This window comes from Thermococcus henrietii, from assembly GCF_900198835.1.
Lineage (GTDB): Archaea > Methanobacteriota_B > Thermococci > Thermococcales > Thermococcaceae > Thermococcus > Thermococcus henrietii.
In genome coordinates this window covers 1942052-1962571 of record NZ_LT900021.1, presented here as the reverse complement: position 1 = coordinate 1962571, position 20520 = coordinate 1942052, and the positions used below count along the sequence as shown (strand labels likewise).

General features: G+C 55.6%; 22 protein-coding genes. 10 read left to right on the top strand and 12 right to left on the bottom strand.

The features are described from left to right. Position 1: 1 nt before the first annotated feature. Positions 2-1591, bottom strand: a complete 1590-nt coding sequence (locus tag CS910_RS10635; RefSeq protein ID WP_099211909.1) for an ABC transporter substrate-binding protein — start codon at positions 1589-1591, stop codon at positions 2-4. 157 nt (positions 1592-1748) lie between these two features. Between CS910_RS10635 and CS910_RS10630 the strand changes: the two genes are divergently transcribed. Beyond that, positions 1749-2462, top strand: a complete 714-nt coding sequence (locus CS910_RS10630) for a 6-hydroxymethylpterin diphosphokinase MptE-like protein (RefSeq protein ID WP_099211907.1) — start codon at positions 1749-1751, stop codon at positions 2460-2462. Here the strand turns inward: CS910_RS10630 and CS910_RS10625 are convergent. Both CS910_RS10625 and CS910_RS10620 read right to left on the bottom strand, forming a co-directional pair. Beyond that, the gene (locus CS910_RS10625; RefSeq protein WP_099211905.1) at positions 2459-3766 is read right to left on the bottom strand and encodes an ATP-binding protein; all 1308 of its coding nucleotides are present in this window, start codon (positions 3764-3766) and stop codon (positions 2459-2461) included. The genes CS910_RS10630 and CS910_RS10625 overlap by 4 nt on opposite strands. Positions 3767-3894: 128 nt before the next feature. Beyond that, positions 3895-4722, bottom strand: coding sequence for a hypothetical protein (locus CS910_RS10620; protein ID WP_099211903.1), 828 nt, complete (start codon positions 4720-4722; stop codon positions 3895-3897). A gap of 265 nt (positions 4723-4987) precedes the next feature. On the opposite strand from CS910_RS10620, the gene CS910_RS10615 reads away from it, so the two are divergent. Both CS910_RS10615 and mobB read left to right on the top strand, forming a co-directional pair. After that, on the top strand, positions 4988-5203 hold the full coding sequence (locus CS910_RS10615; RefSeq protein WP_099211901.1) for an LSm family protein: 216 nt from the start codon (positions 4988-4990) through the stop codon (positions 5201-5203). Between the two features lie 9 nt (positions 5204-5212). Next, positions 5213-5947, top strand: a complete 735-nt coding sequence (mobB, locus tag CS910_RS10610; protein WP_099211899.1) for a molybdopterin-guanine dinucleotide biosynthesis protein B — start codon at positions 5213-5215, stop codon at positions 5945-5947. Here mobB and CS910_RS10605 read toward each other — a convergent pair. Then, a complete protein-coding gene (locus CS910_RS10605; protein WP_099211897.1) occupies positions 5944-6429 on the bottom strand; it encodes a M67 family metallopeptidase in 486 nt (161 codons plus the stop codon). The two genes, mobB and CS910_RS10605, sit on opposite strands and share 4 nt — an antisense overlap. A gap of 64 nt (positions 6430-6493) precedes the next feature. Between CS910_RS10605 and CS910_RS12015 the strand changes: the two genes are divergently transcribed. Further along, positions 6494-6643, top strand: coding sequence for a hypothetical protein (locus CS910_RS12015; RefSeq protein WP_173866255.1), 150 nt, complete (start codon positions 6494-6496; stop codon positions 6641-6643). Between the two features lie 176 nt (positions 6644-6819). Continuing rightward, a complete protein-coding gene (locus CS910_RS12010; RefSeq protein ID WP_167728081.1) occupies positions 6820-6969 on the top strand; it encodes a hypothetical protein in 150 nt (49 codons plus the stop codon). 115 nt (positions 6970-7084) lie between these two features. On the opposite strand, the gene CS910_RS10600 is transcribed toward CS910_RS12010, so the two are convergent. The 6 genes from CS910_RS10600 to CS910_RS10575 all read right to left on the bottom strand — a co-directional run bounded on the left by CS910_RS10600 (position 7085) and on the right by CS910_RS10575 (position 12091). After that, positions 7085-7330 (bottom strand): hypothetical protein, encoded by a 246-nt coding sequence (locus tag CS910_RS10600; RefSeq protein WP_099211895.1) that lies wholly within the window; start codon positions 7328-7330, stop codon positions 7085-7087. Between the two features lie 4 nt (positions 7331-7334). Continuing rightward, the gene (locus CS910_RS10595; RefSeq protein WP_099211893.1) at positions 7335-7793 is read right to left on the bottom strand and encodes a transposase; all 459 of its coding nucleotides are present in this window, start codon (positions 7791-7793) and stop codon (positions 7335-7337) included. A 56-nt stretch (positions 7794-7849) separates the two neighbouring features. After that, positions 7850-10240, bottom strand: coding sequence for a CDC48 family AAA ATPase (locus CS910_RS10590; RefSeq protein ID WP_099211891.1), 2391 nt, complete (start codon positions 10238-10240; stop codon positions 7850-7852). Between the two features lie 96 nt (positions 10241-10336). Continuing rightward, positions 10337-10819 (bottom strand): Hsp20/alpha crystallin family protein, encoded by a 483-nt coding sequence (locus CS910_RS10585; protein ID WP_099211889.1) that lies wholly within the window; start codon positions 10817-10819, stop codon positions 10337-10339. Positions 10820-10915: 96 nt separating this feature from the next. Next, the gene (locus tag CS910_RS10580; protein WP_099211887.1) at positions 10916-11773 is read right to left on the bottom strand and encodes an MBL fold metallo-hydrolase; all 858 of its coding nucleotides are present in this window, start codon (positions 11771-11773) and stop codon (positions 10916-10918) included. A 30-nt stretch (positions 11774-11803) separates the two neighbouring features. Then, the gene (locus CS910_RS10575) at positions 11804-12091 is read right to left on the bottom strand and encodes a hypothetical protein (protein WP_099211885.1); all 288 of its coding nucleotides are present in this window, start codon (positions 12089-12091) and stop codon (positions 11804-11806) included. A gap of 202 nt (positions 12092-12293) precedes the next feature. Here CS910_RS10575 and CS910_RS10570 point away from each other — a divergent pair, with 202 nt between their 5' ends. From CS910_RS10570 to CS910_RS10555, 4 genes are all read left to right on the top strand, one after another. Next, positions 12294-13232: an ABC transporter ATP-binding protein gene (locus CS910_RS10570; protein WP_099211883.1), complete on the top strand. Its 939-nt coding sequence runs from the start codon at positions 12294-12296 to the stop codon at positions 13230-13232. Then, on the top strand, positions 13229-13999 hold the full coding sequence (locus CS910_RS10565) for an ABC transporter permease (protein ID WP_099211881.1): 771 nt from the start codon (positions 13229-13231) through the stop codon (positions 13997-13999). The genes CS910_RS10570 and CS910_RS10565 overlap by 4 nt, the downstream gene beginning before the upstream one ends. Positions 14000-14085: 86 nt before the next feature. Further along, a complete protein-coding gene (locus CS910_RS10560; RefSeq protein ID WP_099211879.1) occupies positions 14086-15774 on the top strand; it encodes an acyl-CoA mutase large subunit family protein in 1689 nt (562 codons plus the stop codon). Positions 15775-15941: 167 nt separating this feature from the next. After that, positions 15942-16553, top strand: coding sequence for a hypothetical protein (locus CS910_RS10555; RefSeq protein WP_099211877.1), 612 nt, complete (start codon positions 15942-15944; stop codon positions 16551-16553). Here CS910_RS10555 and CS910_RS10550 read toward each other — a convergent pair whose 3' ends face one another. After that, positions 16554-18674 (bottom strand): restriction endonuclease, encoded by a 2121-nt coding sequence (locus tag CS910_RS10550; RefSeq protein ID WP_099211875.1) that lies wholly within the window; start codon positions 18672-18674, stop codon positions 16554-16556. A gap of 124 nt (positions 18675-18798) precedes the next feature. On the opposite strand from CS910_RS10550, the gene CS910_RS10545 reads away from it, so the two are divergent. After that, positions 18799-20019: a phosphoglycerate kinase gene (locus CS910_RS10545; protein ID WP_099211873.1), complete on the top strand. Its 1221-nt coding sequence runs from the start codon at positions 18799-18801 to the stop codon at positions 20017-20019. Here CS910_RS10545 and CS910_RS10540 read toward each other — a convergent pair. Then, positions 20001-20477, bottom strand: coding sequence for a PadR family transcriptional regulator (locus CS910_RS10540; RefSeq protein WP_099211871.1), 477 nt, complete (start codon positions 20475-20477; stop codon positions 20001-20003). The two genes, CS910_RS10545 and CS910_RS10540, sit on opposite strands and share 19 nt — an antisense overlap. Positions 20478-20520: the final 43 nt, after the last annotated feature.

Genomic DNA, 20520 nt, shown 5'->3' with positions numbered 1-20520 from the left:
ATCACTCCTTGTAGAGGGTGGAGTAGCGGAATATCATGTCCGGGCCGATTACAACGCCCTTGACGTTCTTCTGGGTAACGACGAAGAGCTTGCCCTGGACGAGGGGTATGTAGGGAACGTCCTGGGCGAGTATCTGCTGAACCTGCTCGTAGAGCTTGGCCCTTTCGTTCTTGTCGGTTATGGTCTGGGCCTTCCTGAGGAGCTCGTTCACCTGCTCGTTCTCGTAGCCGGTTCCGGCCCAGCCGTTGGCATCGCTGTCAAGGAACGGCGTGGTGTAGTCGTCGGGGTCGAGGTAGTCTGGGTACCAGCCGAGGAGGTAGACCATCATCTGGCCCTTCCTCGCGTAGTCTGTGTAAGTGTTCCACTCGGCGCTCTTGATGGTGACCTTAATCATTCCGGTCTTCTCCCACTCGCTCTTGAGAACCTGCGCGAGCGATGCCTCGGTGTCGCCGTAGTGGGTCGGTGTGTACCAGAGGGTTATCTGGAGCGGGTTGCTCTCTGAGTAGCCGGCCTCCTGGAGGAGCTTCTTCGCCAGCTCGATGTTGCCGTCGCCGTACTTCTCCTTGAAGACGTCGAGGTGGCTCCACATTCCGTTCGGAATCAGGCTGTAGAGGGGCTCAACGGTTCCCTGGTAGACTATCTTGGAAATCTCGTTCCTGTCAACGGCCGCCGCGAGGGCCTGCCTGACCTTTACCTCCTTCGTCGGGTCAATCTTAGTGTTCAAACAGACGTAGCGGATGAATCCACCGGGAACCTCGATGACGTTGAACTTTCCGCTCTCCTTGAGGCTCTTTATGTCGGTCGGCCTCAGCGTCCTCCAAGCTACATCAATCTCGCCGTTCTGGAGGGCAAGGCGCATGGTTGAGGCGTCGTTGTAGAACTTGATGATTATCTTCTTGGTCTTTGGCTTGGGGCCGTAGTAGTAGGGGTTCGCCTCGAGGACGAGCTCCTGGTCGCGGACCCACTTGACTATTCTGTAGGGCCCAACGCCTCCGTAGGTTGCATCGCTGTCAATCTTGTTGTTGTCGTACTTCGGGCTGACTGGGAAGTAGGGCGGGGTTGTGAGGAGCGCGAGGAAGTAAGCGGTCGGGTGCTTGAGGTAGAAGACGACCGTGTAGTCGTCCTTGGCCTCGACCTTTTTCACGAAGCTCGTGACGAGCCAGGAGGGGTCGCCCTTAATCGTCATTACCCTCTCGATGCTCCTGACGACGTCCTTCGCTGTTAGAGGCGTCCCGTCATCGAACTTGAGGTCCTTTCTGAGGTGGAACGTCCAAACGGTTGAGTCCTTGTTTACTGTCCAGTTCTCCGCGAGGGCAGGTTCTATCTCCAGCGTTCCCGGCTTGTACTTGACGAGGCCTTCCATAACGTTGTTGAGAACCTCCCACGTGTAGAAGTCGTAGGCGTTTGCGGGGTCGAGGTCGGTCACCTTATCTGTGACGCCGATTATTATCGTGTCCTTCTCGGAGCTCGCTGCAGTTGGGGCCGAAGATGGGCTCGTTGAAGAGCTACCACCACTGCTTATACAGCCGCTGGCCACTACCGAAAAAAGAACCAAAAACGCAATCAATAGTCCCAGTTTTGACCGTCTCATGGTTGTCACCGAGTGTTCTTTTATGTTCGTTAATGTTTTAAACCTTTCGTGAATGGCTTTGTTCAAACGACAATGCACTTTGTTTTACAAACCTGTAACTTGAACTTGGTTCTATTTATAAAGAAACCTTCATAAGCGGGAAGTCAAAATTGCACCCATGCGGTGGGAGGACTGGAAACCCTTCTACCTCCGCATCGTGAGGGAGATGGGCTATTCAATCAAGGAAGACCGGAAGTCGGCCGAGCTACTCCGCTCACTCCTTCTTGAAGGTGATGAGTACCTCCTCCGCGAGGAGCTTGAGGCGGTAATTGGGCGGAAAGCCTACGTCTTTGGAGCGGGTCCAAGTCTTGAAAACGCATTGAAAGAGTTCGACTTCTCGGACGGGACGCTCATATCTGCTGACGGCGCGACGACGGCTTTGCTTGACTTCGGCCTCGTCCCCGATGTAATCGTCACGGACCTCGACGGAAGGATTTCGGACATAAAGCTCACCAACGATAGAGGTTCCTTCCTCGTCGTCCACGCCCACGGGGACAACCGGGATAAGCTCGTCTCCTACGTCCCGTTCCTGTCGAGAATCCTCGGCACCTGCCAGACCGAGCCTCTGGACATAATTTACAACTTCGGGGGCTTTACCGACGGAGACAGGGCGGTCTTTCTGGCGGAAGAGCTCGGGGCCAGGGAGATAACGCTGGTCGGCTTCGACTTCGGCGAGACCGTTGGGAAGTGGAGCAAGCCCTCGCTGAAGGAGCACTCGCCGGTCTGGGAGAGCAAGCGCAAGAAGTTCGAGTTCGCGAGGGAACTGTTGGAGTGGCTGGAGAAAAACGGAAGGGCGAGGATTGAGTACCTTTCCCCGGAGCTCATGGATTAAAATCCTGCCACGAACATCTGCCAGGGATAAAACACTATCCTATCGCCCACCTCGTACTTGCTACCCAATACGATGCCTTTCTTTGCATTTAGACGCTCCATACTCCTTTCAACTTGGTCTTTTCTGACCTTGCCGAGACCGACTTCCACTACGACCTTCTCTCCACCCACCTCGAGAACAAAGTCTGCTCCTCCTTTGCCGGGTTCGTAGCAGAGTTTGCCGTTTCTGGACTTTGCGAGGAGGAACAGATAGAACGCCACGATATCTTCAAGCAACGAGGCAAAGACTTCCTTCTTCCCCAGGCTGAAGCCGGAGCCAAAGAGCAGGGCTGACTTTATCGGAACCGCTATAAACTTGATTTTCGGGCTTTTCCTCTTTGCTTTTGAGAGAGAACCGCACGGGAGAATCCTCTGCACGAGGCCTGCCTTCTCAAGGGCATCAATCAGCTTCATAACGGTTCCCTTGGCAAGACCAAGGGTCTTTGAGAGCCTCTCGTAGCTGAAGCGTTCTCCTTTTGGCGTTGCAAGCAGGTGGAGGAGGTCAAGGGTTTTGTCAAGTGTTTCTGCATCGAACTCGTGCACGTCCCTGAGGTCGCGGTAGATAACCCTGTCGAGCATCGCGGTCAGGCGCTCGTAGACCTCCCACTCTTCCATTTCGAGAATCAGTGGCATCGAGCCGGCCCTTACGTAGAGTTCCACATCTTCCGTTATTGGGGGCATTGAAACCCCCTGCCCCCGAAGGATTCTCCCAATTAGTTCGGGAAGTTTGCGACCGGTTTTGAGGAGGTGGTATTCCCTGAACGTCATCGGGAACAGCTCCCTGTGCAGTGCCCGTCTCGCAAGGTCCGGGCTCTCCCTGAGCTTTATCGCCGATGAACCGGTGGCAATTATGAGGAACCGCCTCTCATCATGGAGGAGTTTGAGCTTTAAATCCCAGTCCCTTTCGTACTGCACCTCGTCGAGCAGGAGCACCGCGTTCTTTGGTCGAACAAGACGCCGGTAGGCGTCAATTACCTCCAACAGTTCCAGACCAAGGGCCTTCAGCCTGTCGAGCGAGAGGTAGAGTATGTTGTTTGGGCTCGTTCTCTTTATGGCCTCAAAGTACAGCTGGGCGAGAAGGGTTGTTTTCCCAACTCCCCTTATGCCGAGCAGAAGAACCGTGTCCGGAGTTTCATTTTCAAGATACGCTTTCAGTTTTGAGGAAAGCCAGCGATACAGCTCCCTTCTGTGAGGCTTGTTGTACGGAGCGAGCAGGTTTTGGGTGTTGAGGAGGTGCTCCAAAATAAAGTCATCAGGTTGAACCATAGCACCACCATTTTGGTCATTTGAATGACCAAACTTATAAAGGTTGCCCCAATGGACAAGCTGAAGTGCGAGGGCAGGAATAAGAACAGGAAAAGGCTGTTTTTGCTCTAAAATCAGAGACGGGAAAATCAGCTCAAATCCTTGAGCTTCCTGACCTTTCCGCCCTTTATCTCGACGTAGCCGAGCCTCTTGAGGAGCCTGAGGGTCTCCTCGAAGGAGTCGCGCGAGTAGTTGATGACGAGCGTCCCCTTCGGCGTTGGCACCGCTATCGGCGACGCCCTTAGGAAGCCCCTGACGAGCTCCTCCTCTGGGATTTTCTTGTCGCCGAGGGCCTTCAGGATTTCCTCAGCGAGGATTGCCCTGCCGACGAGGGCGAAGTAAACCCTCAGCAGGTAGTCCTCGGGGAAGTACTTGCTCGCTATCTTTCCGAGGGCGTTCACCTTGGCGATGTTCAGCTCAAGGATTTCGAACTCGTGCTCTATGACCAAATCAACGAAGGCGAACTGCTTCACCTGCTTCTCCACTGCCTCTGGGTTGTGGACGAGGTTGAAGGGGAACTTGAACTCGAACTTCAGTTCATCGACGTTGATTCCCTCCTTGAGCCTGACGTTGACGCCGTCGTACTCTATCGCCCCGTTGCGGTAGAGCTGGTCGAGAAGCTCCGCAACCCAGAGGCCCTCTTTGAGGAGCTCGTCGGCCTTCTCGCCGGCCTTGAGGTGCTCAAGGACGTGGTTGAGGCTCTCCCTGAACGAGAGGAAGCCCTCTTTTATCGCCTCGACGTCGGCCCCCTCAAGGTTCTCAATCTTCTCCTCGATTTCCCTGAGCGTTCCTTCAATGAGATAGCCGACGAAGGCCTCGTAGCCCTCCCTTGAGCGGACCTCGAAGCGTATCCCCTCCTTCCTGAGCTCTTCGATGAGCGACCTTCTGATGGCTTCGTTCTTTGTGACGAGTCTCATACAACCACCTGAAGGGGGAACGGTGGTTTGTTTATATCCTTTTTGAAACCTGTCTTTCACGGTAGAAATGGCAGGGAAAAGAAAGGGGAGGCGGGTGACGGTACCTGGCCGCGGCCTTTGGTATCACTGACAGTGGTACCATATTATCGGCGACCATTGAGGTTAATAAACTTTTCCGTTCTCCTCTCGTCATAGTGTCTTGTTACCGTGTCTGGCACCCGGGAAAGTATTAAAAGCCCCTAACATAGCAACGGCAGGGATGGCTATGAGCGAGAAGCAGTACCTGCTCGACAAGACGCTGGAGCGCTGGAAGGGTAAGAGAGTAGCGGTCGGCGTTGGAAGCGAGACCAGCTTTTCGGGAATCCTCGAGGACTTCGACGAAGAGGTAATCCTCCTAAGGGACGTCAACGACTACGCCGGCAACAGGGCCAAGGAGCTGATAGTCAAGATAGACGACCTCAACTGGATAACCCTGCTGTGAGGTGAGAGCATGAAGGCCGTTGCCTTCGTCGGCTTCAAGAAGAGCGGAAAGACGACTACGGTTGAGGCCGTCGCGAGGGTTTTGAAGGAGAGAAACTATCGCGTCGCGATAGCGAAGAGCATGCATGCCGACTTCGACAGGGAGGGAAGCGACACCTGGCGGTTCTCGAAGGTTGCCGATGAGGTTATAGTTCACGCCCACGACACCGACGCGGTGCTCTTCAAGGCCAAGGACATAAACGCGCTCTTCTCAATGGTTTCGGCAGACTTCCTCCTGCTTGAGGGGTTCAAATCGATACAGCACGTCCCCAAGGTGATATGCGCGAGGAGCGAGGAGGACGTTAGGGAGCTCAACGACGGCCTTGCCATAGCGGTGAGCGGGGTCATAGCTTCGACGGGGGTTGAGGAAATTGACGGTCTCCCCGTCATTGATGCGACGAAGGAACCCGAAAGGCTCGCAGACCTCGTTGAGGAAAAGGCTTTCATGCTTCCCAACATAGACTGTGGCCTCTGTGGCTTCAAGTGCGCCGAGATGGCGAGGATGATAGTTAGGGGCGAGAAAACTCTCAAGGACTGCGTTGTGCTGAGTTCGAAGCCCAAAGTCACGGTCAAGATAGACGGACAGGTTCTGCCGATGAAGGACTGGGTTCAGGAACTGGTAGAGAAGACGATAAAGGGCATGCTTTCGGCCATGAAGGGCTACCGCGAGGGCAGGAGGATAGAGATAGTGATTAGGGAGGATTAACGGGTCCCTCTGTGTGAGTGTCTCAAGTCTCCGTTTTCTGAATTCCTCGTTCGTCCCCCTTCCCGGACGTTATTAGCTTCATCTATGATTTCAACTTCCTCCACTCCTCCCTTCCCCAGAACCCACGCCCTAACTTCCCCTTCCGGTGTGACAATGAGCCACACAACCGGCCAGTTCTTCATTCCCTCCAAGTCGCGCTCGCTCAGCACTGGTGGGCATTTGAGGTGGGAGTGGAAGATTCCGACGACTTCGAGGCCCCTCGTTTCTGCCTCATCGAGAACCCTGACCATCTCCTCCGGTTCCATCCCAAAGGCGTTTGGGGAGTTGAGCCTGTTCCGTATCTGTCTAGCTTCGATGACCGAAAGGTTTATCTCATTTAGGCTCTCCTTTTGTCCAAGCAGGAAGCCGCAGACCTCAACGTTGGCGTTTTTGGCCATCTCGATGAGCATTTTGATAATCTCACGCCTTATGATGAGCCTCATGTGACAAATCTGACCCCAATAAACTTATAAAGTTTGACAATATGACAAACCTTGCGGTGATACCATGAGGTGGGCCCTCACCCTCCACGGCGGGGAGGAGAGCGGGAAGACGATAGTGTTCGAGGCCGAAACGGCCGACGAGGCGAGGAGAATAGCCGTTCGGGAACTTAAGCGGAAGGACGCTGTGGTTTACGAGCTTGAGAAGCTCGAGTGACTTCTATTTCTTAACTTCCCTGCATACCTCAGCACATTGGTTCTCATGTTTTTAAATGTTCTCTATTGCACTTTTTTGTTCGCACTATTATGTTCACTGATGTTTTATTATGGTCAATAATGTTTTTAAAACCATGCATCAACTCCTCACTGTCAGTGATACATAGGGGTGATGGCATGCTTGTGAGGATTGTCTACTACATGAACAACACCCTGCCCAAGGAAAAGATAGTCGTCACCAACGACATAAAGAAGGCCGAGAGAATAGCGAGGGAGGAAATGGTAAAGCTCCGCGCGAGGGGCTACGAGCTCGAATGGGTTGCTTAATCAAGTCTGTTGAACCGGCCGTCCTTCATGCCCCTTGGTCTAGCCAGAACTTTTCCCGTTCTCTTTCCCGGATTGTCCAAAAAGAAAACGAGCGCAATAAAAAGTAGGGGGCAAATCAGCTCTCGCCTTCAATCTCAATGACCTTGACGTTTATTGGCAGTTCCTTGAGCTCGTTTGCTACCCTCTCCGCGGCCCTGTTGGAGCGGGCGAGCATCACGAAGGCGACGTCGCCCTTGTATCGGGCCTCGGTGAAGCTTATTATGTCGCCCCTCGCTATGCCGTAGCCGATGGTCTTCCTGACCTCGTCCTCATACTTGGTCACGAACTTCGCGGGTATGCTAAGCAGGACTCCGTAAATCATCCTATCACCTCCTTTCCTTTTCAAGACCGAGCAGGAAGAGGAGTAACCCGGTCCACGTGAGGATGAAGTACAGCTTGAGGCTGAGCAGGTGTAGCGGAACGGCAATCAGCATTACGAGCCCACCGGTTCTCGCGTAGTCGCCCAGCCCCTTTCCGACGCGGTAGACGTAGTAAACCGCCAGCGTTTGGAGTGCCGTGAAGGCCAGATAAACCGCCCACCATATTGCAGGCGAAACGTGAACCGGCGTTATTCCAAGGGTCTTGGCCCAGCCTGAGATGCCGAGGGCAATCTTCGCCCCGTAGAGCGGTATCGAGAGCCCTATGAAGAGGACAGACTTTCTCCACTCCTCCCGGAATTCCTCCCACTCCCTCGCGAGGAGCAGGAGCGGGACTATCGAGAGGGGGTAGAGGTACATCATCAGAAATACCGCCAGAAAAACCAAAACCGCAAGCTTCCTCCTCATCGAACCACCTCAGAGGGTAGAAAGGAAGAAGTTAAAAATGTGAAGGTGCCACGCGGTCAACCGCGGGACTGCTTGAACTGCTCCTGTATCTTCCTGTAGTACTCCATCGTCTCCTTGCTCACCGACGGCCCAATCTTTTTCAGGGCCTCCTCGAAGTCCTTCATGGTGACCTTGACCTTTCTCCTGATTTCGTCGGCCTTCATGCCGGGCTTGATGATGCCCTCCTGGAGCGCTCTCCTCATGGCGAGCATCGCGGCCTCTCTGACGACGGCCTCGATGTCGGCACCGGTGTAGCCCTCTGTTCTCTTGGCGAGCTCCTCGAGGTTCACGTCCTCCGCGAGCGGGACCTTCCTGGTGTGCACCTTGAATATTTCCAGCCTGGCCTTCTCGTCCGGCGCTGGCACGAGTATCAGCCTGTCGAACCTTCCTGGCCTGAGCAGGGCCGGGTCGATGATGTCCGGCCTGTTGGTGGCACCTATGACGACGACACCGCTGTTCTCCTGGATTCCATCCATCTCGGTGAGGAGCTGGTTGATGAGCCTGTCGGTTACGCGGTTGACGTCGGTTCCCCTGCGCGGAGCTATTGCGTCAATCTCGTCGATGAATATCACCGTTGGAGCCGCCTGCCTGGCCTTCCTGAATATCTCCCTGATGTTCTTCTCGCTCTCGCCGACCCACTTGCTGAGCACCTCTGGACCCTTGATGGCGATGAAGTTGGCCTCGCTCTCGTTCGCCACGGCCTTGGCGAGTAACGTTTTACCGGTTCCCGGCGGACCGTAGAGCAGGATTCCCTTCGGCGGGGTGATTCCGAGTCCCATGAAGGCCTCCGGGTACTTGAGTGGCCATTCTACTGCCTCGCGGAGCTCCTGCTTGACGTCTTCGAGACCTCCGATGTCCTCCCAGCGGACGTTCGGCACCTCGAGGAGGACCTCCCTGAGCGCTGACGGCTCGACCATCTTGAGGGCCTCGTAGAAGTCCTTCCTGGTGACCTTGAGATCCTCGAGGACTTCCCTGGGTATGTGCTCGGCCTCGAAGTCAATCTTGCCCTCCTTGATGAGCCTCCTGAGCGCCGCCATCGCCGCCTCTCTCGCCAGAGCCGCGAGGTCCGCTCCGACGAAGCCGTGGGTGACCTCGGCCAGCTCCTCGAGGAGCGCGTCGATGAGCCTCGCCTTGACCTCGTCGTAGAGCCTCTCGTCGAGCTCCCTGAGGGCCCTCTTTATTTCCTCCTCGTCCTTCGCCTTCTCGACCTTCTCTATAGCCCTGTCGATAACGTCCCTGAACCTCTCGTCACCGCGGAGCTTCTCGAGTATCTCTATCACCTTGTCCCTCCTGAAGTCTGGCTCGATGGGCATTCCTCTGGTGTGTATCTGGAGTATCTCCTTTCTGCCCTGCTTGTCCGGGACGCCGACCTCAAGCTCCCTGTCAAACCTTCCGGGTCTCCTGAGAGCCGGGTCGATGGCGTCGGGCCTGTTGGTGGCACCGATGACTATGACCTTGCCCCTGCTCTTGAGACCGTCCATCAGCGTCAGGAGCTGGCTGACGACGCGCTTCTCAACCTCACCGTGGGTCTCCTCTCTCTTTGGAGCGATGGCATCAATCTCGTCGATGAAGATTATCGCCGGTGCGTTCTCCTCGGCCTCCTTGAAGACCTCCCTGAGCCTCTCTTCGCTCTCACCGTAGTACTTGCTCATTATCTCCGGCCCGTTGATGGCTATGAAGTGGGCGTTTGCCTCGTTGGCGACGGCCTTCGCGAGGAGGGTCTTACCCGTTCCCGGAGGACCGTAGAGCAGGACACCCTTCGGAGGCTCGATGCCGAGCTTCTCGAATATCTCCGGGTGCTTGAGCGGGAGCTCAATCATCTCCCTGACCTTCTGGATGACGTCCTTCAGGCCACCGATGTCCTCGTAGGTAACGCCGAGCGTTGCGGTCTTGGCGACCTCCTTGACGGGCTTCTCGCTGACCTGGAAGTCGGTGAACTCGGTTATCTGGACTATTCCGGCCGGAGTTGTCGCGGTGACGACGAACGTGAGTTCCTGACCGAGGATTCCTATCTTGATGTAGTCTCCCCTGACGACGGGCCTGCCGACGAGCCTGCTGTGGAGCCACTCGACGAAGTCCCTTCCAAACCTAATCGGCTCGGTCGGGGCAACGATGACCTTTTTAGCCTCCTTAACGTCGGCCTTCCTAACCGTAACCTCGTCGCCGAGTCCGACGCCGGCGTTCTTCCTGATGGTTCCGTCCATTCTGATGATGTTGAGTCCCTCGTCCTCCGGGTAAGCGGGCCAGACGACCGCTGCGGTGTTCTTGGTTCCGATAATCTCGACTATGTCGCCCGGCTGGACGTTGAGCTCGCGCATGGCGGTCCTGTCAATCCTGACGATTCCCCTTCCAACGTCCCTCTGATAAGCGGACGCGACCTTAAGCTTGATTTCCTTCCTCTCGCTCATATACACCACCTCCGTTTTGTGAGCGATGATTGTGATGGGCTTTATTTTACCTGGGGGCGGAGCCCCTTCAAATGAAAAACAACGAAAGAGCCAATTTCACTCAATCTTGACCTCGAAGCCCTCGTCCTCGGTCTTCTTCGGGGCCTTCTTGGGAAGCTCGATTTCGAGGACGCCGTTGTTGTAGCGGGCCCTGGCTTTCTCGGGGATGACCTCCTCAGGAAGCCTGATGACCCTTCTGTAACCGCTGTAGTAGCGCTCGATTCTTATCGCGCCCTCCTCCTCGAGCTCCTTCTCGCGCTTTATCTGGGCCTCGATGTAGACGGTGTCTTCCGTAACCCTGAGCTTGATGTCCTCCTTTCTGACTCCGGGGAGCTCGACGGTGATGACGAACCTGTCTCCCCTGTCAAAGATGTCCACGAAGGGCTCTCTCCAGGTTTCGCTGATTTCAATGCGCTCCGGCTCGCGGTAGCTCCAGAGCCTTGGGCCCCTCATGAAGTCGCGGAATATGGCGTCAATCTCCTCCTGGATTTCCCTCATTATGTCAAACGGGTCCCAGTAGCGGTCCCTCCTCCAGACCATCGGGCATCACCTCCCGACGGCCTTTATTTTGGTTACCAGTAGTTACTAAAAAGTCAACCCTTTATAAACTTTTCGATTTTAGTTCCATGAGGTTAGTTAAACTGTGAGCTCTGATGTTCTTTCCGCGGGTTCGGCATCGTAGCCGAGCCCCCTGAGGATTTCGGCGAACTCCCGGGCAAAGCCGTAGACGGTGAAGATTCTCTCAGGCTTCACCCTTTCCACTATCCTCACCAGCTCCCAGAAGTCGGCGTGGTTGCTGAGTCTCAGCCTCCCGAAGCCGGAAACGGTTAGCTCCCAGGGGCTTAAAGAGTTCTCGACCCTCGGCGAGCGGTAGGAGCGGAGGATTACCTCCCCATCCCTCTCGATGTTGCCAAAGCGAACTCCGAACTTGGAGTAAACCCTCGCCACTTTTATCATCTCGCGCGAGGGCCTTACGGTTATCCCGTGGACGTCGAGTATCTTCATAACCTCCTGCGCCTTCCCGGTCTGGTTCACGTAGAGAACGGGCCTCTTTCCCCTGTCAAGCGCTTCTTCGACGAAGGCGACCAGCTTCTTCTCCGCTTCCCTTGGAGTTGGGAACGTGAAAGCTGGAACGCCGAAGGTGGCCTCGATTATCAGGAAGTCTGCCCTCGGGAAGCGACTCTTCTCTGCCGTTCTCAGCTTGAACCACTTGGTGTCGCCGGTGTAGAAGAGCGTTCCGGTATCGAGCCAGAGCTTTATTCCGGCCGAACCGAGCATATGTCCAGCTGGATAGAGCTTCGCCTTAACATCGCCGATGTAGAAGGTCTTCCTGAACCCGACCTCGCGGTAGAACCCGCCCTTGCGGAGGTGGCTGAGGAACTTCGTCGCCCTGGTCGCGAAGATAACCTCCCCGCTAACGAAGTGGTCACTGTGGGCGTGGCTCTGGAAGGTGAAGCGAGCCGAGCTGTCGAGGCCGATACCTTTGACGAGCATCAGAAAAACTTGGGGAGGGAGCTTAAAGCTTTAAACCCTGTTGAGCATGCCCATCAGGGGGTAGTAAACGTCGTCAAGGCTCTCCCCCTTCTCCACGGGGAACTTGAACGTCACGATTCTACCCGAGACCTCGAAGGAAGGTCCCTCGGGCTTTCCGGGGACGAGCTTTATCTCAACGACCTCCAGCATGTCGAGCCCCTTGAGCTCGGCCCTGCCAAAGAGGGTCCCCTCGAAGGCCCCGCGCGAAAAGGCTTCCTCCAGCCGGGGCCTCAACCCAGTGACCCACTTGGAGCGCGCCCTCCTGGCTACGCTCTGCACGCCATCACCTCCGCAAAGTTTTTCGAAATTTGGGGTAGTATTCGAAGATTATTAGGATTTCGGGTGGGTTTTTGTAAAATGTTCAACTGAGAGAGCGCCCCCGGCTGGCTCTTTGTCAAAATGATAATCAAACCCGCCAATTTTGTCGGGACGTCGGCACAAAGCTTATTAGCATCGCTTCGATTTCAATTTAGGTGTTAAGATGGCCGACTACGCCATTGAGACCCTCAGGCTCACCAAGTTCTTCGGAAAGCGCAACGTCGTCTACAACCTCGACCTTAGGGTTCCGAAGGGGGTCGTTTACGGCTTCCTCGGGCCGAACGGGGCAGGAAAGACGACGACAATCAAGATGCTCACCGGCGCGCTGAAGCCGACCTACGGTGAGATTAGGATTCTGGGCCTTGAGATGCCCCGTGAGAGGGTTGAAATCATGAGGAAGGTCGGCTATATGCCCGAGAAGCCCTTGGCATACGAGGACATGACTGTTTTCGAGTTTCTGGTTTATATGGGCAGGCTCTCCGGCCTTGGGCGGGAGGAGGCGAGGGCGCGGGCGAGGGAGCTGATGTCCTACACCGGCGTCGGAAGGCTCGCCTTCAACAGGGTGAGGGAGCTCTCGAGCGGGCAGAGGCAGAGGGTTTCCTTCGCGTCCGCCCTAATCGGCGACCCCGAACTGCTCATCCTCGACGAGCCGACCAGCAACCTCGACCCCATCGGCAGGATAGAGTTCATAGGAAAGGTTCTCGAGCTGGCGAAGGCTGGAAAGACGGTCTTCCTGTCGAGCCACATAGTCAGCGAAATCGAGAGGACGTGCAACTACGTGGGCATAATCAAGGACGGCCAGATGATAGAGCAGGGGCGCGTCAAAGACCTGACGAGGTTCGAGAGCAACGACTACGACGTGGTCGTCTCGGACAACGCCCGGCTGATGGAGTTCCTGCGCGACAAGGTTTACGTGCGCGAGGTCTGGGAGGAAGAGGGAATCCTGCGGGTTCGCCTCGACGAGCGCTTCGCGGAGAGGTTCTTCACGGAGGTTCCTCGGTTTATAGGCGAGAACGGCCTCGCGCTGAAGCTCTTCAAGCCCCACACGAGTCCGCTGGAGAGAATCCTCATGAAGCGCTTCAACGCGGGGTGGGAGGAATGACGCCGGTTTTCGAGACCGAGTTTCTAAGGCTAATCCGCTCGCGGAAGTTCAAGCTGCTCTTCCTCGTTACGATTTTCCCGGCGGTAATCTACCTGCTCAGCCCCAACGCGAGCGGGACGGGGGTTGAACCTCTTAAGAAGGGCTTTGAGGGCATCTTCGCCGACCTGCTTCCAAACTACTGGCTCGGGATAATCGGCCAGCTCATAGCGGTCATAATAATGAGCGACCTCATCGCCGGAGAGATTGACAGGGGCACGATAAGGCTAATCCTCGCGAGGCCCATCGGAATCGGCGAGTTCCTTGCCGGGAAGTTCCTCGCGGGTTTATCTGCACTCCTCGTGCTCTTCGGAATCCCCTACGCGGTGGTCTGGCTCTACGCTCCCCTTCCCTACCGCGCGGGTTTGGCCGGGGTTAAGGCCCTCGCCGTTGACTTTGGGGCGGTCCTCGCTTCGACCGCCGTAATCCTGGCCTTTCTCGGGGCGCTCTCGATGTTTTTGGCGGTCCTCGTCAGGAGGCCCCTCTACGCAACCCTCGCCACGTTCGGGATACTCTTCCTCGGCCAGTTCCTCCTTCCGCAGGTTCCCTACTTCGAGCACCCCGAGAGGCTGACCCTCGGCTATCAGGCCCTCGTGATGTTGAAGATGAGCTTTGAAAACCTGAGCGTGGCCGGAACGCCCTGGAAGACTGTGGTGGCCTTTGCAGTTGCCTCCGCCGGCCTGCTCTCCGCCACGTGGCTCCTCCTCGTCAAAGGGGAGTTTCCGGACTGATGGACTTTTTATCCAATGCCAAATGCTTCCTTTCGCTATGTAAAAGGTTTTTATAGTTCCCCGCCCTACCCTAAGCGGTGGTTGATATGACCTTCGATAAGGAGAAGCTCGCCAAGATTCGCGAGGAGGAGAAGCGCTGGGAGGAGACCACTGTCAAGAAGTTCATCGAGAAGAGACCAGAGAGAAAGGAGAAGTTCATGACAGATGACGGTTTCGAGATTAAGAGGCTCTACACTCCCGCTGACCTCGGCGAGGACTGGGACTACCTTGAGAAGCTCGGATTCCCCGGCGAGTATCCCTTCACGCGCGGTGTCTACGCAACGATGTACCGTGGCAGATTCTGGACGATGAGGCAGTACGCGGGCTACGCCACCGCCGAGGAGAGCAACAAGCGCTACAAGTACCTCCTCGAGCAGGGGCAGACCGGTTTGAGCGTCGCCTTTGACCTGCCGACTCAGCTCGGCTACGATTCCGACCACCCCATGGCCGAGGGAGAGGTCGGAAAGGTCGGCGTTGCCATTGATTCGCTCTGGGACATGAGGATTCTCTTCGACGGCATTCCTCTCGACAAGGTCTCAACGAGCATGACGATTAACTCGACCGCGGCAAACCTGCTCGCGATGTACATTCTGGTTGCCGAAGAGCAGGGCGTTCCCCAGGAGAAGCTCCGCGGAACGGTTCAGAACGACATCCTGAAGGAGTACATAGCGAGGGGAACCTACATCTTCCCGCCCGGGCCGAGCATGCGCCTTACAACGGACATCATAATGTACTGTGCCGAGAACATACCGAAGTGGAACTCGATAAGCATAAGTGGTTACCATATCAGAGAGGCCGGAGCCAACGCGGTCCAGGAGGTTGCCTTCACCCTGGCTGACGGTATCGAGTACGTCAAGGCCGTCATCGAGCGCGGTATGGACGTTGACAAGTTCGCCGGAAGGCTGAGCTTCTTCTTCAACGCTCACAACAACTTCCTCGAGGAGATTGCGAAGTTTAGGGCCGCGAGGAGGCTCTGGGCCTACATCATGAAGGAGTGGTTCAACGCCAAGAACCCGCGCTCCATGATGCTCCGCTTCCACACCCAGACGGCAGGTTCAACCCTTACGGCTCAACAGCCTGAGAACAACATCATCCGCGTTGCCATTCAGGCCCTCGCGGCGGTTCTCGGCGGAACCCAGAGTTTACACACCAACTCCTACGACGAGGCCCTCTCGCTCCCGACCGAGAAGAGCGTAAGGATTGCCCTGAGGACCCAGCAGATTATCGCCTACGAGAGCGGTGTCGTTGACACCGTTGACCCGCTCGGAGGTGCCTACTACATCGAGTGGCTCACCGACCACATCTACGAAGAAGCTCTGAAGTACATCGAGAAGATTCAGAAGATGGGTGGAATGATGAGGGCAATCGAGAGGGGCTACATTCAGAAGGAGATTGCCGATGCCGCCTACAAGTACCAGAAGGAAATCGAGGAGGGCAAGAGGATAATCGTCGGCGTCAACAAGTTCCAGACGGATGAACCCCTTGAGGTCGAGATACTCAAGGTCAACCCGAGCATCCGCGAGAAGCAGATTGAGCGCCTCAAGAAGCTTCGCTCCGAGAGGGACAGCAAGAAGGTTGAAGAAGCTCTCGATAAGCTCAGAAACGCGGCCGAAACCGACGACGAGAACCTCATGCCCTACATCATCGAGGCCCACAGGCACCTCGCGACCCTCGGCGAGGTCACCGATGTCCTTCGCGAGGTCTGGGGCGAGTACAGGGCGCCATTGATATTCTGAGGTTCTCCCCCGTATCTTTATTTTCAGAAAAATCAAACCTGTATGGCCTTTCCAAACCCCGCCGTTTTCCCGATTTTTCTCGAAAAACCTTCGGAAGAGGTAGCTTTCACCCGACCGGCATGGAAGGGTTTTTAAACCGTAGCTTTGAGCGTCCCTTGGTGATGGGGGTGAAGTTCAAAGGCAAGGCCTTCGGAAACGTCGTGAGGATTGAGTTCGATATACTCACCCTCGGCGAGCTTAAGATTGATGATTTGAGAGACTTTGACGTTGATTCCCTCAAGATTGAGCTCAAGCCGACCTCATCTGGCATAAAGGTCATCGGCATATGGGAGGGGCCCGTTGAGAGGGCCGGAGAGGGCATAAAGAAGGCCCTTGAGGAGAGCTACAAGCTCCGCGAGAGAATACTCAACAGGATTAGGAGCAAGACCGAGGCGATACGCTCGACGATGCTCCAGCTCGGCTTCAAAGAGGCGGTCGAGGGCTACGGAAGCGTCCTCCGCTTCGTCAAGAAGGTCGGCCCCTACGAGATTGTCGTGGTGGCTTCAACGACCGACGACGTCGTCCGCGTGGAAGTCTACGGCAACGAGGGCAAAATCCTCAGTCCCGAACTCGAGAGCATCTTTGAGGACGTTGAGGTTGAGGAGCTTGAGATTTACGACTTCGACGACGGCAAGGAGGAGAGGCTGGTAATAAACCTTGAGATACCGCGCAACGAGGACAAGCCCGAGAAAAAGATAGTGGAAGCAATAAAGATGATAGAGAACATGCTGATGGCGTAGTCACTTGTACTTGCTCTCCAGCTGGAGCTGTTTGAGCTTCGCCGTCAGGCCCTTCGCCGGGGCCCTGTCCTCGCTTATTATCTTCCCCGTTCTCGTGTCAATCCTCGCGTAGTAGAGGTGGTCTTTGCCCGCGACCTTTATGTGGATGTAATTCTGCTCCTTGTAGTGGGTCAGCCTCTCGGTTCTCAGCTCGGTTTCGCCGTAAATCTTCCGTATGTGCTCGTGGAAGCTGTTCTCGAGGGCAACCTCCGTGAAGCGGACGTCTTCCTCCTTGACCTCGCCGGTCTTCCTGTCGAGGATTAGCTTTCCGACCTTCGTTCCGCCCTGGAACTCTGCAACCCAGTCGTTTTCAAGCTTTAACGACTTGAGCTCCGCCGTCTCGTCGATTTGCTTAACCTTCTCAACCGCTATTTCCCTCGCAACGTCCTCGAGCAGAACGCGGTCGGTTTCCTCTATCAGCTTGCCGTCCTTGCTGACCTTAACCTTTATCGCGTGCCTTTCGTTCTCTGCGGTGACGAGGTAGGAAGCCTCTTTCTCCTCAACGTCCCTTACCTTGAAGTCCGGATACTTCTCCTTCACCAGCTCTTTAGCCTTCTCCGGGGTTATCTCGACGATGTAGTCAAGAACGTCCCTCGTCGCGCCGTCAACCTTTACGAGGGCCTTCCCACCTTCGCCCTCAAGTTCGAGTTCAAGGAACTTGTGCTCTATGACCCTGCTTCCCTTCATCTCAAGGTTTCTCAGCGGGAAGTTCTCCTCGATGACCCTCCTTGCGTTGTCGAGGGCCTCCTCAGGTGAGGGGAGCTTTCTGACCTCCTTCAGGCTTCCGTTCTCGAGGTTGACCTCAACGACCGCTATCCCGTCCCTGAGCTTGACGTCGGCGACGGCCACCTTCTTGCCCTTCTCAAGGCTCAGGATTTCGCCCTCAGGATACGTCCTTGTGAGAAGTTCTTTCAGCGCTTCGTCTGTTAAAACAGTCTCTGCTATCAATATTTTTCCGGTGTAGGCGTTGAACTTGAACTCGAAGGTAAAGCGCTTTGTTTTTCCGGTTACCTTTACCTTCCAGCCCTCCCTGGTGAGCTCCATCGTTTCAGGACTCTCGCCAATGCGATTTTCCACTATTTCTCTTACCTTCTCCTCAAAGAACTCCTCCGGCAGGGGCTTCATCTCGAACTCCACTTCACCGGTGACGGGGTTGACCCTCGCCTTCCCCTCGTTCTCCCCGACCTGGAGCTCGACTTCAACGCTCTCCGGGATGTACACCTTCTTTCGGTCCTGTATCCTGACCTGTCCCTCTGTAACGCCGAGCTCCTTCGCGAGCCTCTCTTTGAGGATTATCACGGACTCGCTGGGGCTTATCTGGTTTATTATTTCCCTCTCGGTGGCTTTTATCGTAGAACTGTCGTTGAGGAGGGCCTTCTTAACCGGGGTGGCGAGTTCGCTTGAGAGGGCCTTCGGAACCACGTTCTCCTTCGAGAACACGACGGCTTTATCGCGTTCGTTTTTCTCGTCAACGCTCCAGGAGAGTATGTAAGCGCTCGTGAGAACGACCTTCATTGATTTTATCCTCAGCTCGGCGGGCTTGACGGGGTACTCGGTGCTCGCCTTCTTTGCTATGAGCCTTGTTATCTCCTCGGGCGAGAACTCGTAGAGGAGCGGTGCGTCAAGCTCGAACTCTTCGAGCGGGCTCTTTTCCTCTTCCTCGTCCTTCTCCTCTTCAATCTTCGGAGCCTCTAGGCCGTAGTTTGAGAATGTAACGGCGAGCTTGTCGGCGTCCCACATGACGATTCTCCCGCGGTACTCCTTCGCAACGGTGCTCCTCGCGTCCTTCGTAAAGCCTATCGGGGCCACCAGGATTCCCCTGTCGGCTTTGTACTTGTCAAGAAGGTCGCCGAAGACGTTGATGTCCTTGGCAGAGGCAAGGGAGTCCGTGTGAACTTTTATAATTAGCTTTTCCATCCCCGCTATGGGGTCGTCTCTAATTGCGACTATGTCTATACCCCACCGTCCTCGATCGCTGACGCGTTCGTAGTTCTTGAAGCCCATCCTCCCTAGAACTTCGATTATGTAATCGATGAGCGTCTCGCGGGGAAGCTTTCTCACGAGTTCAGCCGTCCAAGTCATAGCGTTCACCTTCCCATACCGAATAAGGGGTTCCCCTTAAGAACTTACTTGAGCCCCATTATTCACTGGGAGTGTCCAAATAAGCTTTATTAATGGCCATATTTAACATTTTCCCGGTGATGCAATGTTCAGGCTCACCGACTTCAACTTTCACGGCAAAACGGTGTTTCTGAGGGTGGATTTGAACTCTCCGGTTGAGAACGGACGGATTACGAGTGACGCGCGCTTCAGGGCAGTTCTTCCGACGGTGAAGCACCTCGTCGAAGACGGGGCGAAGGTCGTAATAGGAACCCACCAGAGCAGGCCCTACAAGGGCGACTACATAACAACGGAGCAACACGCCCAAATCCTCGGTGAGCTTCTCGGGGTGAACGTTGAGTACGTCGAGGACATCTTTGGGAAGCTCGCGAGGGATAGAATAAGGGCCATGAAACCCGGAGAAGTTCTCATGCTTGAAAACCTCCGCTTCTCGGCCGAAGAGGTCTTCTACCGGCCCCTTGAGGAGTGCGAGAGGACGTTCTTCGTGAGAAAGCTCGCCCCGCTCATAGACTACGTCGTCAACGACGCCTTCGCCGCGGCACACAGGAGTCAGCCCTCTCTCGTTGGCTTCGCCCGGCTGAAGCCTATGGTGATGGGCCACCTGATGGAAAAGGAGATAGATGCCCTCAGCAAGGCCTACGAGAGCGACGAGAGGCCAAGGGTTTACGTGCTCGGCGGTGCGAAGGTTGACGACTCGCTCAGGGTGGCGGAAAACGTCCTTCGGAAGGGAAAGGCTGACCTAATCCTCACAGGCGGTCTCGTCGGCCACGTGTTTACCCTCGCGAAGGGCTTCAACCTTGGAGATGCCAACCTTGAGTTCATGGAAAAGAAGGGCCTCCTCGAGCTTGTTGACTGGGCCGAGAGGATACTCGACGAGTTCTATCCCTACGTGAGAACCCCTGTTGACTTTGCCGTTGACCGCGGTGGGGAGCGCTTCGAGGTTGACCTGCTGAGCGACGAGAAGTGGCTCTTCGACCGCTACCCAATCCTTGACATCGGTTCCCGGACGGTGGAGAAGTACCGCGAGATTCTCCTGAACGCGAAAATCATCGTTGCCAACGGCCCGATGGGCGTCTTCGAGAGGGAAGAGTTCGCGGTCGGGACTGTGGGCGTTTTCCGGGCGATAGCCGAGAGCAGAGCGTTCAGCGTCGTCGGCGGTGGCCACTCGATAGCGAGCATCTACAGGTACAACATAAAGGGCATAAGCCACGTCTCGACCGGCGGTGGGGCGATGCTAAGCTTCTTCGCAGGGGAAAAGCTTCCCGTTCTTGAGGCCTTCAGGATAAGCTACGAGCTCTTTTCCTGACCCTTTGTTTCCCCGAGGAGAATCAGCCTGACCCGCTTGGTGAAGTCAATGAACTCCTCGGCGAGGGCCCTCTTCTGCTCCTCGCTCAGCTCGTTAACCGAGTTAAATACATCTTTCAGCGCCCTGGCGAGCTCAAAACCTCCAATCTTTCTGAACTCTATGAACTTTTCAGCAAGGCTCAGGACGTTCTGGAGTTCCTCCTCGTGCTCCCGCAGGTATTCTCTTCCCTTCTCAGTGGTCTGATAAAGCTTTTTCTCCCGCTTACCCGAGCCAACGGTCTCGATTAGTCCTGCCCTCCGGAGTGATGCCAGAATCGGGTAAACGGTTCCCGGGCTGGGGTGAGGAACGCCGTAGCGCTTCTCGAGCTCGGCCATTATCCCGTAACCGTGCATCGGTTTCTCCTCGAGCATCTTGAGGATTAGGAGCTTGAGCTGACCCCTGAAGTTCGGTCTCTCCATTTAATTCACCGATATATCGTTCGACATGTTGGTTTAAAAGCTT

Excerpts from the sequence above, each read along its gene's own strand:
- CS910_RS10625 (WP_099211905.1), bottom strand. The coding sequence starts at position 3,766 with ATGGTTCAACCTGATGACTTTATTTTGGAGCACCTCCTCAACACCCAA.
- CS910_RS10615 (WP_099211901.1), top strand. The coding sequence starts at position 4,988 with ATGAGCGAGAAGCAGTACCTGCTCGACAAGACGCTGGAGCGCTGGAAG.
- CS910_RS10630 (WP_099211907.1), top strand. The coding sequence starts at position 1,749 with ATGCGGTGGGAGGACTGGAAACCCTTCTACCTCCGCATCGTGAGGGAG.
- mobB (WP_099211899.1), top strand. The coding sequence starts at position 5,213 with ATGAAGGCCGTTGCCTTCGTCGGCTTCAAGAAGAGCGGAAAGACGACT.
- CS910_RS10600 (WP_099211895.1), bottom strand. The coding sequence starts at position 7,330 with ATGATTTACGGAGTCCTGCTTAGCATACCCGCGAAGTTCGTGACCAAG.
- CS910_RS10635 (WP_099211909.1), bottom strand. The coding sequence starts at position 1,591 with ATGAGACGGTCAAAACTGGGACTATTGATTGCGTTTTTGGTTCTTTTT.
- CS910_RS10545 (WP_099211873.1), top strand. The coding sequence starts at position 18,799 with ATGTTCAGGCTCACCGACTTCAACTTTCACGGCAAAACGGTGTTTCTG.
- CS910_RS10565 (WP_099211881.1), top strand. The coding sequence starts at position 13,229 with ATGACGCCGGTTTTCGAGACCGAGTTTCTAAGGCTAATCCGCTCGCGG.
- CS910_RS10595 (WP_099211893.1), bottom strand. The coding sequence starts at position 7,793 with ATGAGGAGGAAGCTTGCGGTTTTGGTTTTTCTGGCGGTATTTCTGATG.
- CS910_RS10540 (WP_099211871.1), bottom strand. The coding sequence starts at position 20,477 with ATGGAGAGACCGAACTTCAGGGGTCAGCTCAAGCTCCTAATCCTCAAG.
- CS910_RS12015 (WP_173866255.1), top strand. The coding sequence starts at position 6,494 with ATGAGGTGGGCCCTCACCCTCCACGGCGGGGAGGAGAGCGGGAAGACG.
- CS910_RS10560 (WP_099211879.1), top strand. The coding sequence starts at position 14,086 with ATGACCTTCGATAAGGAGAAGCTCGCCAAGATTCGCGAGGAGGAGAAG.
- CS910_RS10570 (WP_099211883.1), top strand. The coding sequence starts at position 12,294 with ATGGCCGACTACGCCATTGAGACCCTCAGGCTCACCAAGTTCTTCGGA.
- CS910_RS10550 (WP_099211875.1), bottom strand. The coding sequence starts at position 18,674 with ATGACTTGGACGGCTGAACTCGTGAGAAAGCTTCCCCGCGAGACGCTC.
- CS910_RS10580 (WP_099211887.1), bottom strand. The coding sequence starts at position 11,773 with ATGCTCGTCAAAGGTATCGGCCTCGACAGCTCGGCTCGCTTCACCTTC.
- CS910_RS10620 (WP_099211903.1), bottom strand. The coding sequence starts at position 4,722 with ATGAGACTCGTCACAAAGAACGAAGCCATCAGAAGGTCGCTCATCGAA.
- CS910_RS12010 (WP_167728081.1), top strand. The coding sequence starts at position 6,820 with ATGCTTGTGAGGATTGTCTACTACATGAACAACACCCTGCCCAAGGAA.
- CS910_RS10605 (WP_099211897.1), bottom strand. The coding sequence starts at position 6,429 with ATGAGGCTCATCATAAGGCGTGAGATTATCAAAATGCTCATCGAGATG.
- CS910_RS10585 (WP_099211889.1), bottom strand. The coding sequence starts at position 10,819 with ATGGTCTGGAGGAGGGACCGCTACTGGGACCCGTTTGACATAATGAGG.
- CS910_RS10590 (WP_099211891.1), bottom strand. The coding sequence starts at position 10,240 with ATGAGCGAGAGGAAGGAAATCAAGCTTAAGGTCGCGTCCGCTTATCAG.